Origin of the sequence: Mycolicibacterium wolinskyi str. Jessa 2025 (assembly GCF_049241375.1) — a bacterium.
Taxonomy (GTDB): domain Bacteria; phylum Actinomycetota; class Actinomycetes; order Mycobacteriales; family Mycobacteriaceae; genus Mycobacterium; species Mycobacterium wolinskyi.
In genome coordinates, this window is record NZ_CP185960.1 from 1,524,885 (window position 1) to 1,537,934 (window position 13,050).

Consider the following 13,050-nt stretch of genomic DNA (forward strand, 5'->3'; position numbering starts at 1 on the left):
GAATCGGCTCGAAGATCATGAAGCCTCCCGTAGTCACATATCTCGCAACCGATGTAGGGCTGTGGATGTCCCTGCCCGCGTTTGCGCCCGCGCTGATCATTGTCGGCGTCGTGTTCTATATCGCGCGCCGAAATCGTCGTCGCGAACCCGCTGTAGATGCGGGTTCCGCCGAGAATCCCGTCGTTGAGAGGAACGAACGCCCATGACCACTGAACAGCCAGATCTGTCGTGACCCTCGCCCCGGTGGCGCTGTTCGTCCTGCTGGCCGGCTGCGGCTCGACGACGACCGATTCGGCATCGACCAGTCCGTCAGCGGCTCCCACGCCTTCTGCGGCCGGCGCTACCCAATCGCCGCGGGCTCATCAGGCGCCACTTCCCGAAGAAGCCACGATCGTCGAAATCGCCATCAGCGGCGGCACGGTTACCCCGACAAACGGGCAGACCCAGGCGACCATCGGGAAACCGATCGTGCTCCAGGTGACCAGCGACGTTGCCGACCAGCTGCACGTGCATTCTGTGCCTGAGCACACGTTCAATGTCGAACCGCGCCCGGACCAGAATTTCGAATTCACCGTCGACGTGCCTGGTCAGGTCGACGTCGAGCTCCACGATGTCAACCGCACTGTCGTCACCATTCAAGTTCGCCCGTGACCCCACGTGTCGACATCCTTGCCCATGGCGTCGGCGGGTCGACAGATCTCCCTGTACCGCTGTCTTTCGCCTTGATCGGCGCGGCGTGGGCGCTTACGGCGACGTTCGCCGTCGTCGCGCTCGCGTGGAAGAACCCGCGCTTCGACCCGGCGAAGCCGGGCCGCGAGTTACCAGAGTGGGTAACCCGGACCGTCGATAACGCGGTGCTGCGTTGGATCGCTGCGCTAGCGGCACTGACTTTCGCCCTCTGGGTGGCGGCGGCCGCCCTATGGGGTCCACAAGGCAGCGACAATGCGCTGGCCGGCGCGTTCTACGTCCTGCTCTGGGTCGGGCTGGTCGCGGTGTCGGTGTGCATCGGACCCGTCTGGCGCCTGCTGTCTCCCCTGCGCACCGTGTATCGGTTCTGCGGAGTCGTCCGCAAAGGGGACCTTGGACCGCTACCCCGCCCGTATCCGCAACGATGGGGTTACTGGCCGGCGGCTATGGGGCTCTTCGCCTTTGTGTGGCTCGAGCTAGCTGTACTGACCTGAGAGGTTAGGTACGCGGCTGGCTGGTGCTTGACCGCCGAGTGCTGTGATGGCCGCGGTGGTGATTATAGGTGTGCAACCAGCGCGGGTATTCGTCGCAGCGTTGCGCGTCGCTGGTGTAGAGCCGCGCATAGGCCCACTCGTCGGCCAGAGTGCGATGGAAGCGCTCCACCTTGCCGTTGGTCTGCGGCCGGTAGGGCCGAGTGCGACGATGCTCGATATCGCCGAGGGCATCGCGGAAGACGTGCGATCGATAACAGTTCCCGTTGTCGGTCAACACCTTTCGAACGGTGATGCCGCAATCGGTGAACCACGCGTTGGCACGCCGCCAGAAGCCGGCGGCGGTGTCCTTGCCCTCGTCGGCGAGTAATTCGGAGTAGGCCAGCCGCGAATGCGCGTCGATGGCGGTGTGGATGAAGTGGTAACCGCGGACCGGGTTGCCGTACTTGTTGGTCACCCCGCTGCTCTTGTCGGCCCTGGCGTTGCGGTTGCCCTTCGTACGGCCCACCATGCGCCAGCCGCCGCCGGCGGGGATCTTGCCGAGTTTCTTGACATCGACGTGCACCAGGTCGCCGCAGCCTGCGGACTCCATTCGGCGAACGACGCGTCCGGTCGCGCGGTCGAGCCAGCGCAGCTTGGCGATCCGGTAGCGGCTCAGCACCCGATGCACCGTTGAGGGATGAATCCCGAGCAGATAGCCGATACGGGCTGGCCCCCACCGCCGGGTGACGCGCACGCCAATGATGCGCCGCTCAGTGCGTGTAGGTGTGCGATTGGGGCTGTGGTGTGGGCGTGAGCTGCGGTCGGCCATCCCCGACTCACCCTGCTCGCGATAGCGGCCCGCCCACCGCGAGGCCGTGGACACCGACACCTGGAAACGTTCGGCAGCCCGACGCAAAGACCAGCCATCATCGACGACGCAACGAGCCAGCCGCAGGCGACCGGTTTCGGACAAAGGGGCATTACGGTGAGACACGAAGACCTCCGAAGTGAGTTGGTGCGTTCCTAGGCAGTTCGCACTTCACTCGGAGGTCTTCGTCTTGTCACCTCACCACGCCGTCACCAACGTCCGTGGTCAGTACAGCTAGCAAGCCCGGACCCCGGTTCGCTGACGGCCATCAAGCTGTGGCTATTGATCTACGCGGCGGTGGTGGGGATCGGTGCCTGGGTCTTCGGCGCTCGGTGGTTCGCACGCGCTGACCCCTTCGAGGTGTACAGCATGGCCGTGTCGCGGATGTCGCCTTTCCGACGTGCCCGAGGCACCGGACGCGTGGAGTGGGTCAATCCGCTCGACCACCTGCCGACGCTGCCGGTCCGACCTGGAACGGTGGCAGTTCTGGCGGTATTGCTGGGCTCCACGGCGTTCGACAGCTTCTCCCAGTCCCCGACATTTCGGAACTTCGTCGATCGCGCGGCGGCGGCAGTTCCACTCGTGGGGGATGCCGGCGGCGCGACAGCGTTGCGGACGGCGATACTGTTCGTGTTCGTCGCCGTCGTCGGACTGACGTTCTGTGGCGCCGCTCGGGCGACGGGGGGCATCAATCCACAGCAGCGACAGCAACTTCCGGGACAGTTGGCGCATTCACTTATTCCGATCGTCGTCGGCTACATCTTCGCCCATTACTTGTCGTACCTCGTTGAACGCGGGCAAGAGACGATCGTGCGCCTAGCAGATCCTTTCGGGCTGGGCTGGCAGCTCCTCGGGCTTACGCAGGACGACGTCAGCTACATCTTGTCTCAGCATCCCTCGGTGCTCTGGACGATCAAGGTCTCGTGCGTGGTCGTGGGACACATGGTTGCGGTGGTGTCTGCACATGATCGCGCTCTGCGACTGTTGCCGCGGGATCATCAGATCACCGGCCAAGTGGCGATGATGCTGACAATGGTCGGCTACACGTTCGCAGGGTTGTACCTGCTCTTCGGCGGTTGAGGATCACGCGTCCGTAAGCAGAACGTCAAACCATCTACTAAGTTGAATAGTAGATTATCCAGACGTCGGGAGCGGCGCCGCGTATGGGCTGATCCCGGCGAAGGCGCTATGGCGGAATCCTGTCGGGGGATTCCGCCATAGTCATCCCGGGTCGGGCCTTGCCTATGCTCTGCGGGCTGATTGTTTGGACAAAAGTGTGAGCGTTCTCTAGTGTGATCCGTTATCTACGTACCAACTACGTAGATCAAGGTCACCGGAGGACAGTCGCTTTGAGACACGGGCGCCCGCCGCAGATTTTGCGAAGCGTCATCGCTCTACTTACCCTTGCAGTCTTGACGGTGGGTGCCTCCAGCGTCGCGGGCGTGGTCAGCGCAGACCCTGCCGCGGACGCGCTCGCGCGAATGGCGGAGCTCTCGCGACAAGCCGAACAAGCCAGCGAAGAGTTGTATTCGGCTGAATTGGATCTCGACCTCAAAGTCGAGGCGCAGCGAGCCGCTGAGGAGAAACTGGCGGAGGATCTTGGTCGAGCGGAGGCCGCCTCGGCGGATCTGCGTAGTTATCAAGCTGCTGTTGACCGCGTCGCTGTCGCCGAGTACGTCAGTGGACCTTCCGGAAATATCTCTGCGACGCTGGGTGCCGGCTCACCCCAGGAGCTGCTCGACCGGCTGTCTGTGCAGCGAGTGATGTCCGGGCAGATGAGAGACGCGATGACTCAGTTCAGCGCAGCGCGCACCCGTGCTGCCGCGGCCGAAGACGAGTCTCGTGTCGCTGCCGCGCAGGCGCGTGCAGCGACCGATGCCACCGCGAAAGTGCGCGCCGACATTCAACGTCGGCAGGGTGATCTGCGCACTCAGATCTCAAGTGTCGAAGCACAATATGCGGCTCTGACCACGGAGCAGCGCGCCGTTCTCGCTGCGCCCGGACCGCCCCCGCCTTCTGGGGCCGCACCGCCACCGCCGTCCGATATCGTCGCGATGCCGAACCCTGACGGCGCCGTCCCGGGGCCGCCGGCAGGAACCGGCGGCGGAGCTGCAGTAGTGCAGACGGCCTTGAGTCGAGTGGGCTCCCGTATGTGTGGGGCGGGAATGGGCCCAACGCATTCGACTGCTCGGGACTCATCAAGTGGTCATTCCTGCAGCAAGGCAAATCGTTACCCCGCTCCAGCCAGGCATTGGCCAGTGGCGGCCAGCCTGTGGCGCTGGAAGCCCTGCTTCCAGGCGACATCGTGACCTTCTACAGCGACGCCTCCCACGCCGGCATCTACATCGGCGACGGCATGATGGTGCACGCATCCACCTACGGGACTCCTGTCAAAGTCGCCCCTATCACGATGGCGCCGATCTACAACGCGCGTCGGTACTGAACCTGTGTGGCGACTCGTTCCGCTGGTCGTCGCGCCGTCGCACCTTCACCGCATCGACCAACTACTATGTGGATACGTAATTTGACGAGGTACCACCCCGACGGATAGTTGTGATGAAAGTGTTGGCTGGACACCGAAAGATAGTTGCGCTGAGCGTATTCGCCGTGGTCGGCGTGCTTGTGACCGCATCGCAGACAAGCGCGCTCAAGTCTCGGCTGTCTGACGCAGTGGTGGCTCCCAGCGCTCTGGAGGCTGAACAGAAGCCCAAGGCCGTGCCCGAACCGCCCGCGGTCGACATTCTTCCGCGAACTGGCGCGAGCGATGTTGTGCCTGTCGGCGCGGTAAAGGTGACCGCGACATCAGGCACGCTGACCGACGTGCGCATGCAGAACGAACACGGTCGAGTAGTCACGGGTCGGTTGACGGCGGGCGGCCGCGCCTGGCAGCCCGACGAGCCGCTTGGGTATGGACGGACATACACCCTCAGCGCAACCGGCCAGGGCAGCGGCGCCACCACAGTGACCACTGTCTCGGAGTTCTCCACCGTCTCGCCACAGGCGCAAGTCGGCGTCACACTCGGGATGACCAATGGCGCTTCCCTTTCGGAGGGCGGCGTCTATGGCGTCGGAACTGTCATCGTGGCGACATTCGACAGGGCAATATCGGACAAGGCTGCCGCCGAGCGTCGACTTCAGGTCACCACGGCGCCCAAGATCGAGGGTGCCTGGACGTGGATCAACGACCGAAAGGCACACTGGCGCCCGCGCGAATACTTCCCCTCCGGCACCGAAGTGACGGTCAAGGCCGGTCTCTACGGCACCCCCCTGGGGGATGGCCTTTTCGGTGAAGAGGACAAGCAGGTCAGTTTCCGGATCGGGCAATCGCGGATCGCGATCGCCGACGACACCACCAAGCAGGTGAGCGTCTACGAAGACGGCGTCCTCATACGGACGATGCCGACGTCGATGGGCAGGGGCGGCACGGAAACCGTCGGCGGCAAGACTATTGCGTTCTGGACGCAACCCGGTGTGTACACCGTGATGGAGAAGCAGAATCCCGTCCTGATGGACTCGTCGACGTACGGGCTACCGGTGGATTCCGCGTCCGGATACAAGATCAGCGTCCCGCACGCGGTTCGGATCAGCCCCGACGGCATCTACCTCCACGAGCGTGAGGCAACAGTCTGGGCGCAGGGCAACACAAACGTGTCAGCGGGCTGCCTGAATCTCAGTGCAGAGAACGCCGAGTGGTACTACGAGTTTGCCAACCCGGGTGACGTGGTGGAGATTCGCAATACCGGCGGCGCACCGCTGGAACAGTGGCAGAACGGAGACTGGTCCGTGCCTTGGGAGAAGTGGATCAGCGGAAGCGCCCTGCGCTGACCGACTGTCAGTAGTCGATGAGTCGCACGACGTGCGAGGTCATCCCGCTGGTGCGGACAGGAGCGATCCGCACTTGGGAGCCTGTGAACGGTGACTCCAGCATCTGGCCCTGACCCAGATAGATCGCAACGTGCTGACTGCCGTTGGGGCCGTAGAAAATCAGATCACCTCGACGCATTTCTCCCACAGGCACCCGGCGGTCCTTTTCATACTGCGCGCCAGAGTATTTCGGAAGGCTGATGCCAACCCCGGCAAAGGCGAAGACCATGAGCCCGGAACAGTCGAAACCGACTGTGCCAGCACCTCGATCGACGCCACGGGTGGCCCCGCTGGCGTTCCCGCCGCCCCAGGAATACGGGACACCGAGCTGGGTCATGCCTCGGCGAATGACGAATTCCACTGCCTGCTGGCCGTATACGCGCGGAATCTGCCCAGGAACGGCGGCAACAGAGGGCGAGGGTTCGGCTATCAAGCCAAGCTTGACAAGGAACTGCCGCCCGAGGCTGGCTGTGACTTGTGCGGACGCTGCCGAGATCTGCAGCACCGAGTTGACAATCGCCACCGGATCCGAGAGGTCCGCGGCGGGAACCGCCGGCACGGCGGTGTCCCACTCTGTGCCAGTGACCTGGGTGTCGGGCGCAGAATCCCAGCTACCCGGCTCGGACGGTGGTGGGGTACTGCGGGCCTTCTCGAGTCGCCCCCGCGCCGTCCGCGCTTCGTCGGTGGCAGAGTCGATTTCGCTCCGTGGCGCGATAAAGGCATCCTCGGAGGCGCGCACAGCGTCGACAGCTTCGTCGTAGCGACTCTGCGCCAGACGTTCTGCGATCTCGCGTCGGATTGAGCTCGACGAGCCGCGGATTCGAGATTCGTGTGTTCGGTTCTCGCTGCTTTCAGCTCGTTACGGGCTTCGAGTGAAGGCCAACGCGAGCGTCTGCTGTGTTCGCGCGACGGAAACGACCTCTTCTCGGCTTGGGGCCCAGATCGTGTTCTCCGCGGGTCCACTCATGTACTGCGTGGCGGTGAACTCGTCGACCGACGCTGGGCGTCTTCCATCCGGGTGGTGGCGTCTTGGGCCCGGCTGCGGGCAGTCTGGACAGAAGTCTTGTCGGCGCGGGCGCTTTCGACCTGGACGAGCGCTCTCATGACTGGCTGTGGACAGAGGCCTGCAGATCGGCGAGGCGTTGATCGGCGCGCGCAACATCTCCGCCCAGTCGCGCGATGGAATTGTCCTGCGCTGAGCCGGGTTCTGCAGTGGCGGTGCCGACCCAATTGAACGCCAGCTTTGAAGCCATGGACAGCGCTAGCACCCATCGTGCCGGTCTTTGCGCCGGATCCATTGGGATATACCTTTCGCCTCCGCGGTGAGCCAATCTACTACGCAGCTACGTACGTGGACGCAACGTATATCACTTTGGTCTCTCAATTCACGTTTGTCACAGACCTGGGACCTCGACGCGGGGGTTTAGTGGCCAATTGAATGCGGTGACGCTGTACGTAAGTGGTCCCCGTGCGGTTAACTTGTTAGCGGCGGGCATATTGAAGGAATCATCGTTGTGACGACATTCGCGGTAGGAGTGACGGTGCAGGAGCGGGGCTTTGGAGACCTGGAGTCGGCGGTGATGGATCGGGTCTGGGCAACGGGGGGCCCCGTGTTGGTCCGCACAGTGTTCGATGATTTGGTCGCGAGCCGAGACATCGCGTATACCACGGTGATGTCGACGATGGACAACCTGCATCGGAAAGGGTGGCTCGCGCGGAAGCGGATCGGGAAGGCCTATAGCTATTGGCCGACGATGACGCGCGAGGAGAGGTCGGCTCACCTGATGGCGCATGCGCTGCATTCCGGAGGCGACGCCGATCAGGTGTTGAATTTCTTTCTGCGTCAGATGAATGACGAGGAGTCGGAACGACTTCGGGTTGCGGTGCGCAAGGCGCCTCGGCACCGGGCGTCATGAATTTCGCCCTCTGCATTCTGCTCTACGGCTTCGTTCTGGCCTGGCTATTGCCGCCGGTCCTTGAGAAGGTGACTCGTAGTGGACGCAATCCGCGCCTGTCCGTGGCGGTCTGGCTCACTGCCGTGGGTTGTGCCCTCGCCGCCTGGATGGCGGCCAGCGTCAATGTCATGGCCGAGCTCCTGATCAAACACGCGGCACTGCCCGCGCAACTCTGTGTGGATATGTTTCTCGCGCTCAATCACTTCGGTTGGCGTGGGCACGTCGTCTTTGTCGCTTCCGCGCTTCTTGTCCTGGGAGTGTCCATCTTGATCGCCAAACGTGTCTTCCTGACGTTACGGCGATTTCGGGAGCGAAGCAGTGAGATCTCTAGAGAAGCAAGGATTCTCGGATCAGTAACCGAGCATCCGGGAGTCTTTCTCATCCAGGCCGATCAGCCCGCGGCATATTGCGTAGCAGGGCCCCCGCATGCCGTGGTGGTCAGCACCGGCGCGGTGGCGCGTTTGAAGGAGACCGAGCTTGCCGCTGTCTTGGCTCACGAAAGTGCTCATCTATCGAGCCGTCACCCTCAAATCAAGATGACTCTGCGTGCACTGGCGTCATCAGTGCCGCGAGTACCGCTATTCCGGGCTGCTGCGGCTACCGTCGAGTTCTTGGTCGAAATGTGTGCCGACGACCGCGCCGCCCGTAGCCATGGTCGCGATGCTCTGTTGGACAGTCTGCTGGTTTTCACCGCGCCGTATCGACTGTCGCCCGGCGGCGCTCTGGGAGTCGCCGACCAGGGGTTTACCTTGCGTGCCAGCCGACTCAGCACCTCTGGCGGAGGAGTCGGCGAAACCCTCAACCGTGTTGTGCTGCTGGCATTGATGGCGCTCATCATCTCGGCACCAGCCGTGGTCATCGCGCTCTGCCAAACGTGAAAGTGGGTGGGTGGAGGTGGCGTGAGTGCTACCTCATGCAGCCGTCTGTGTCTTGAAGGCCACGATGTGGTGCATGCGAGGATATGTGCCTACGTCGGAAATGGCGAAAGCGGCTGTCAAAATCGCGGATTTGAGGTCTGGCCGAGGGTCGTGCGTGGCTTGCTCGCCTCCGACAGATTTCAATAACTTCTGCGCCCAGCGGCGCTCGGGCGGACGGTAGTCGGCCAGGAACAGTCGGCCACTTGGTCGTAGAACGCGAAATATCTCACTGAGGGCCTGGGGCCAGAGTTCTTCGGGAATGTGGTGGAATGCGAGGCTTGACACGGCCAGGTCGAAAGCTGCGTCCGGGAACGGTAGATTCTCAGCGCCCGTCACGGTGAAGCCGCAGTTCACGGGAGTGTGATCGTCGGCGTACTGGATGAGCTGCGCGGACGGATCAATACCGACGACGAAACCGCCGCTACCCACGATGGGTGCGAGTGTCGCGGCGAAGTAGCCGGTCCCGCAACCGATGTCGATGACTTTCTCGCCGAGGGTGGCGCGAGATGCTGTTGCGAACTGTCTCCATATCCGTCGCCGCTTGCCGAGGAATTGCAGGTTGGCGAGCATCTCGTACGTGCGTGGGTTGTGGATTATCCCCGCGTGATGTCCGGGTTGGCTGCCGAGCATTCGATGCGAAAGTGACACTCCGCAAGTCTCCTCTTGATGTCCGCGCGCAATGGGTCGTGGCCGAGGCCACCGGCTACTAAGTACAATAGTACGTAGGCGGATAGTAGATGATGCTGTGGGCGGGGCAAGGTGCTCCCGTCGGGGATCGATCGCTCGTGCAGCCGCGTTGTGCAGGTGGATCAGGCGCTCGGTCGTTGGCATGCGCGGGGACTCCGCCTTTGGCGGCTTGTCGCTTGACGCACTTCGACGAGGCTGGCAGCTAACATAAGGTGCAGATATTGTCCGACGGGTAGGAGCCAGGGCGGTGCAGCAGCGGGGATTCGGCGACCTGGAGTCGGCGGTGATGGATCACGTGTGGGGCTACGGCGAAGAGGTCACCGTACGGGAGATCTTCGATGACATGGCTGCTGAACGGGATATCGCTTACACAACCGTGATGTCCACCATGGACAACCTCCACCGTAAAGGCTGGTTGGAGCGTCGACGGGTTGGCAAAGCTTATAGCTACTGGGCGGCAATGACCCGCGAAGAACGGTCCGCTCAACTCATGCGTGACGCGTTTCAGCACGGGGGAGACGTCGACGTCGTCTTGAGCTACTTTCTGCGCCAGATGAACGACGACGAGTCGGAGCGACTCCGTGCGGCGTTGCGCAAAGTCAGTCGTCGCTCTCGTAAATCATGAGCGCGGCACTCTGCCTGCTGGTCTATGGGGCAGCACTGGTGTGGATGGGGCCGCGACTTCTTTCCTGGCTGTCACGCGGTGGTGGAGCGCCTCGGTTGTCGGTCGTGCTGTGGTTGGTGACCATTGTGATCGCTATTGCCGCGTGGCTCGTTGGCGCGGTCGGCATGCTTGCTGAAGTTTTTGGCCCCCACCCCGCCGGCCCTTTGCGCTATTGCATGGACGCACTGCTGGCGCTCAACCATCTGGGGTGGGCCGGCCACGTTGCCATCATCGTGGCCTGCGCTGCCGCATTGATCGCGACGTCAGTGGTGGCGCGCCGGTCGCTGGTCGCGGTCCGTCGATTCTGGCGGCGCAGCCGGGAGCATGCGCACGCCGCGCACATCCTCGGGTCGCCGTCGACACATCCGGGAGTTGTCGTGCTCCAGGAGCGAAGCGCGGCCGCATATTGCGTCGTGGGACGTCCGGACGCGATCGTAGTGACCAGCGCAGCGATGTCGACACTGAACGAGGCAGAGCTGGCGGCAGTGCTGGCCCACGAGCGTGCCCACCTGGCGGGCCGTCATCCTCAGCTCATGATGGCATTACGAGCATTGGCAACCTCGATGCCGAGATTCCCGTTGCTTCCCAACGCCGTTGCAGTGGTAGGTCGGTTGCTCGAGATGTGTGCCGACGATACGGCGGCGCGCCGTCACGGACGTGAGACTGTTCTGGATGGCTTGATTGCTCTCGCGGGAGCCCCTCGAACTGCAGACGGCGCGCTCGGAGCGGCCGACACTGCCGTGCTAGCCAGGGCTGAGCGTCTCGCCGTGCCGGCCGTAGCCGGCGCCCTCCTGCGCGAGCGAATCGCAACGATCTCAGCCCTGGCGGCGGTGGTCCTCGCCCCAGTGCTCATCGCCGTCATCTGTCATTCCTGAGTGGTCGAATGGCGCCCGCCAGAGGCGTTATGCCGAATGAGGAGTGTGGCGATGAGCGCGAGCCCCCCGACGGCGCCGACGAAGATCCACAACGCCGGCAGCGATTCGCTGCGGTTCTCCGACGTATGGGAGTCGTCGTAGGAATGAGTTGTCGGAGCGGCGGGCTGCGAGGTCTGCGCTACTGCGATTGATGGCACGCTGATGGCTAGGCATGCGACTGCGGCGGCGGCCGCCAGCCAACGCTGGAATCTCATCTCACGAAGTAGATGACAGCGAAAAGGGCGATCCACACGACGTCCACGAAATGCCAGTAGTAGGACACGACGATCGCTGACGTCGCCTGGGCGGGCGTGAATTTGCTCATCTTGGTGCGCGCCAGCAGCATGACGAAGGCGATCAGACCGCCGATGACGTGGAGACCGTGGAAACCGGTGGTCAGATAAAAGACTGACCCGTAGGCGCTGCTCGCGATTGTCGTGCCCTCTTCGACGAGCTTGAAGTACTCGTAGCCTTGGCCGAGCACGAAGAACAGGCCCATGAAGAATGTGACCGTGTACCACCGGCGTAATCCGAAGACGTCGCCTCGCTCGGCTGCGAATACCCCCATCTGACAGGTGAACGACGAGGCGATCAGAACGAGAGTCACCGGCACTGCCAGAGTGAGGTTCAACTCAGTCGGAGGCGGTGGCCACTCCTCGGCCTGAGCCCTGGCGGTGAAGTACATCGCGAACAAGCCGGCAAAGAACATCAACTCGCTCGAAAGCCACACGATGGTGCCGATGCTCACCATGTTGGGACGATTGAGCGAGTGCACCCGCGAGGTGATCGCAGTACCAGTTGCCATCGTCCGCCTCTTGCTCGATCAGCTTATCTACGTACTAACTCAGTACTATCTGAGATAGTAAGGCATTGGTGCTAGCGGGTCTGCCGGAGGCTGAATGCGCGAGGAGTTTGCACTCGCCGAATTGATGTGGGAGGTCGCTGACTCATGTCTATCGGATACCGAGCGTTCAACGATGTGTGTGGCACTCAACGCTTCGGAGTCGGTCCATGTCATTCTCGCGTCAGTGCGCGCCTTGGTGCGGTGTCGGATACCGCTGCCGCGGAATCTATTTGACGAGTTTCACGAGTGGTTCGTTACTTCGCCGCCATTGGATCCGTGCGACCCGTGGATGCCCGTGTGGTTGGAGCTCCACCTGGCCGCAATGGACCTGCGCTGTGCCGACTACACGATGGAACTCGGGGGCTATGGGCGGGAAACGTTGTGCTATTTCATCCTCGATGACGCCGGCGCCGCGGACGCGCCGCACGGCAAGCAGGCAGAGGTCTTACGTCAATGGCTTGGTGCTCACAGGCCAAGTCCGGCACTGCGCGCCGATCTCGTTTCTAGTGGATTTGGATATCTGCTCGACGGCTGGCGCAGGCCATCTTCGGACGACTCAGGACTCCGCGGTGAGGCGTTGGAGTAAGGGCCGCAGATCCTCGGCAAGTACCGCCGTCAAGTACACCGCAGCCACCCGATGTTGTCTGTCGAGGACGACGGTGGTCGGCACGACGCTGGTCGGATAGCGGCGCCCAAACGCGATGAGTGAGCGCATCTCGGGATCGAATATCGATGGGTACGTCACATTGCGATCGGTGACGAAATCGCGTGCCGATTCACGGTTGTCGCGAACATTGATCCCGAGAAATTGAACGCCACGTCTCTGGAACTCGGCGTGGACGGTCTCCAGTTCCGGTGTCTCCGTGCGGCAGGGTGCGCACCACGACCCCCACACGTTGATCACGACGATGTCGCCGGCGAAGTCGGCCACGCTGACAGTGGCGTCGTTCATCAAGTCGGGACCGGACATTGCGCCAATGGATCCACGGTCCGTCGGCGGGTCGTAGAACAACACGGTTTTTCCGCCGGGCGAGACGAAGTCGAAGCTTCCGCTACCCGGCGATGTCTGTCCGGACTCCGTGCACGCGGCAAGCACCACGGTGGTGACAGCCGCGGCGAAGAGGGTTCGGAATGGGCGTGGAAGCGAGAGCATCCATCTCCTGTATCCATCTGACGA

11 protein-coding genes and 4 pseudogenes are annotated in these 13,050 nt (G+C 62.8%); 10 read left to right on the forward strand and 5 right to left on the reverse strand.

Features of this window, described 5'->3' with window-relative positions:
• The first annotated feature begins 243 nt into the window (after nucleotides 1–243).
• Both ACOI2T_RS07655 and ACOI2T_RS07660 read left to right on the forward strand, forming a co-directional pair.
• Entirely contained in the window at nucleotides 244–651 is a 408-nt protein-coding gene (locus tag ACOI2T_RS07655) for a hypothetical protein (protein ID WP_318264064.1), read from the forward strand.
• Nucleotides 648–1,169 (forward strand): annotated as a pseudogene (locus ACOI2T_RS07660) (hypothetical protein); the annotation flags it as partial. The gene ACOI2T_RS07655 and the pseudogene ACOI2T_RS07660, both read left to right, overlap by 4 nt.
• Here the strand turns inward: ACOI2T_RS07660 and ACOI2T_RS07665 are convergent.
• Nucleotides 1,164–2,154: pseudogene (locus ACOI2T_RS07665) on the reverse strand (IS481 family transposase). The pseudogenes ACOI2T_RS07660 and ACOI2T_RS07665 sit on opposite strands and share 6 nt — an antisense overlap.
• Nucleotides 2,155–2,256: 102 nt before the next feature.
• Here ACOI2T_RS07665 and ACOI2T_RS07670 point away from each other — a divergent pair.
• The 3 genes and pseudogenes from ACOI2T_RS07670 to ACOI2T_RS07680 form a co-directional block, all read left to right on the forward strand.
• A pseudogene (locus ACOI2T_RS07670) lies at nucleotides 2,257–3,108 on the forward strand (hypothetical protein); the annotation flags it as partial.
• A 269-nt stretch (nucleotides 3,109–3,377) separates the two neighbouring features.
• A pseudogene (ripC, locus tag ACOI2T_RS07675) lies at nucleotides 3,378–4,471 on the forward strand (peptidoglycan hydrolase RipC).
• A gap of 113 nt (nucleotides 4,472–4,584) precedes the next feature.
• Complete coding sequence (locus ACOI2T_RS07680; protein WP_051226997.1) at nucleotides 4,585–5,853, forward strand: L,D-transpeptidase; 1,269 nt, start codon at nucleotides 4,585–4,587, stop codon at nucleotides 5,851–5,853.
• A gap of 7 nt (nucleotides 5,854–5,860) precedes the next feature.
• Here the strand turns inward: ACOI2T_RS07680 and ACOI2T_RS07685 are convergent, their stop codons facing one another.
• Nucleotides 5,861–6,631, reverse strand: coding sequence for an NlpC/P60 family protein (locus tag ACOI2T_RS07685; protein ID WP_064280690.1), 771 nt, complete (start codon nucleotides 6,629–6,631; stop codon nucleotides 5,861–5,863).
• An 802-nt stretch (nucleotides 6,632–7,433) separates the two neighbouring features.
• Between ACOI2T_RS07685 and ACOI2T_RS07690 the strand changes: the two genes are divergently transcribed.
• Entirely contained in the window at nucleotides 7,434–7,808 is a 375-nt protein-coding gene (locus tag ACOI2T_RS07690) for a BlaI/MecI/CopY family transcriptional regulator (RefSeq protein ID WP_024444633.1), read from the forward strand.
• The gene (locus ACOI2T_RS07695) at nucleotides 7,805–8,725 is read left to right on the forward strand and encodes a M56 family metallopeptidase (protein ID WP_024444632.1); all 921 of its coding nucleotides are present in this window, start codon (nucleotides 7,805–7,807) and stop codon (nucleotides 8,723–8,725) included. The genes ACOI2T_RS07690 and ACOI2T_RS07695 overlap by 4 nt, the downstream gene beginning before the upstream one ends.
• Before the next feature lie 33 nt (nucleotides 8,726–8,758).
• Here ACOI2T_RS07695 and ACOI2T_RS07700 read toward each other — a convergent pair whose 3' ends face one another.
• A complete protein-coding gene (locus ACOI2T_RS07700; RefSeq protein WP_160109705.1) occupies nucleotides 8,759–9,334 on the reverse strand; it encodes a class I SAM-dependent methyltransferase in 576 nt (191 codons plus the stop codon).
• A gap of 364 nt (nucleotides 9,335–9,698) precedes the next feature.
• Here ACOI2T_RS07700 and ACOI2T_RS07705 point away from each other — a divergent pair, with 364 nt between their 5' ends.
• A complete protein-coding gene (locus ACOI2T_RS07705; protein ID WP_024444630.1) occupies nucleotides 9,699–10,076 on the forward strand; it encodes a BlaI/MecI/CopY family transcriptional regulator in 378 nt (125 codons plus the stop codon).
• The gene (locus ACOI2T_RS07710; protein ID WP_024444629.1) at nucleotides 10,073–10,990 is read left to right on the forward strand and encodes a M56 family metallopeptidase; all 918 of its coding nucleotides are present in this window, start codon (nucleotides 10,073–10,075) and stop codon (nucleotides 10,988–10,990) included. The genes ACOI2T_RS07705 and ACOI2T_RS07710 overlap by 4 nt, the downstream gene beginning before the upstream one ends.
• Nucleotides 10,991–11,240: 250 nt before the next feature.
• On the opposite strand, the gene ctaE is transcribed toward ACOI2T_RS07710, so the two are convergent.
• Entirely contained in the window at nucleotides 11,241–11,834 is a 594-nt protein-coding gene (gene ctaE / locus ACOI2T_RS07715; RefSeq protein ID WP_024444627.1) for an aa3-type cytochrome oxidase subunit III, read from the reverse strand.
• A gap of 94 nt (nucleotides 11,835–11,928) precedes the next feature.
• Here ctaE and ACOI2T_RS07720 point away from each other — a divergent pair, with 94 nt between their 5' ends.
• On the forward strand, nucleotides 11,929–12,459 hold the full coding sequence (locus ACOI2T_RS07720; protein WP_064280689.1) for a hypothetical protein: 531 nt from the start codon (nucleotides 11,929–11,931) through the stop codon (nucleotides 12,457–12,459).
• Here the strand turns inward: ACOI2T_RS07720 and ACOI2T_RS07725 are convergent.
• Nucleotides 12,430–13,026 carry a TlpA family protein disulfide reductase gene (locus ACOI2T_RS07725; protein ID WP_024444625.1) on the reverse strand — a complete coding sequence of 199 codons (597 nt, stop codon included), beginning with the start codon at nucleotides 13,024–13,026 and terminating at the stop codon, nucleotides 12,430–12,432. The genes ACOI2T_RS07720 and ACOI2T_RS07725 overlap by 30 nt on opposite strands.
• Nucleotides 13,027–13,050 lie beyond the last annotated feature (24 nt).

Excerpts from the sequence above, each read along its gene's own strand:
- ACOI2T_RS07680 (WP_051226997.1), top strand. The coding sequence starts at position 4,585 with ATGAAAGTGTTGGCTGGACACCGAAAGATAGTTGCGCTGAGCGTATTC.
- ACOI2T_RS07695 (WP_024444632.1), top strand. The coding sequence starts at position 7,805 with ATGAATTTCGCCCTCTGCATTCTGCTCTACGGCTTCGTTCTGGCCTGG.
- ACOI2T_RS07700 (WP_160109705.1), bottom strand. The coding sequence starts at position 9,334 with ATGCTCGCCAACCTGCAATTCCTCGGCAAGCGGCGACGGATATGGAGA.
- ACOI2T_RS07710 (WP_024444629.1), top strand. The coding sequence starts at position 10,073 with ATGAGCGCGGCACTCTGCCTGCTGGTCTATGGGGCAGCACTGGTGTGG.
- ctaE (WP_024444627.1), bottom strand. The coding sequence starts at position 11,834 with ATGGCAACTGGTACTGCGATCACCTCGCGGGTGCACTCGCTCAATCGT.
- ACOI2T_RS07720 (WP_064280689.1), top strand. The coding sequence starts at position 11,929 with ATGCGCGAGGAGTTTGCACTCGCCGAATTGATGTGGGAGGTCGCTGAC.
- ACOI2T_RS07725 (WP_024444625.1), bottom strand. The coding sequence starts at position 13,026 with ATGCTCTCGCTTCCACGCCCATTCCGAACCCTCTTCGCCGCGGCTGTC.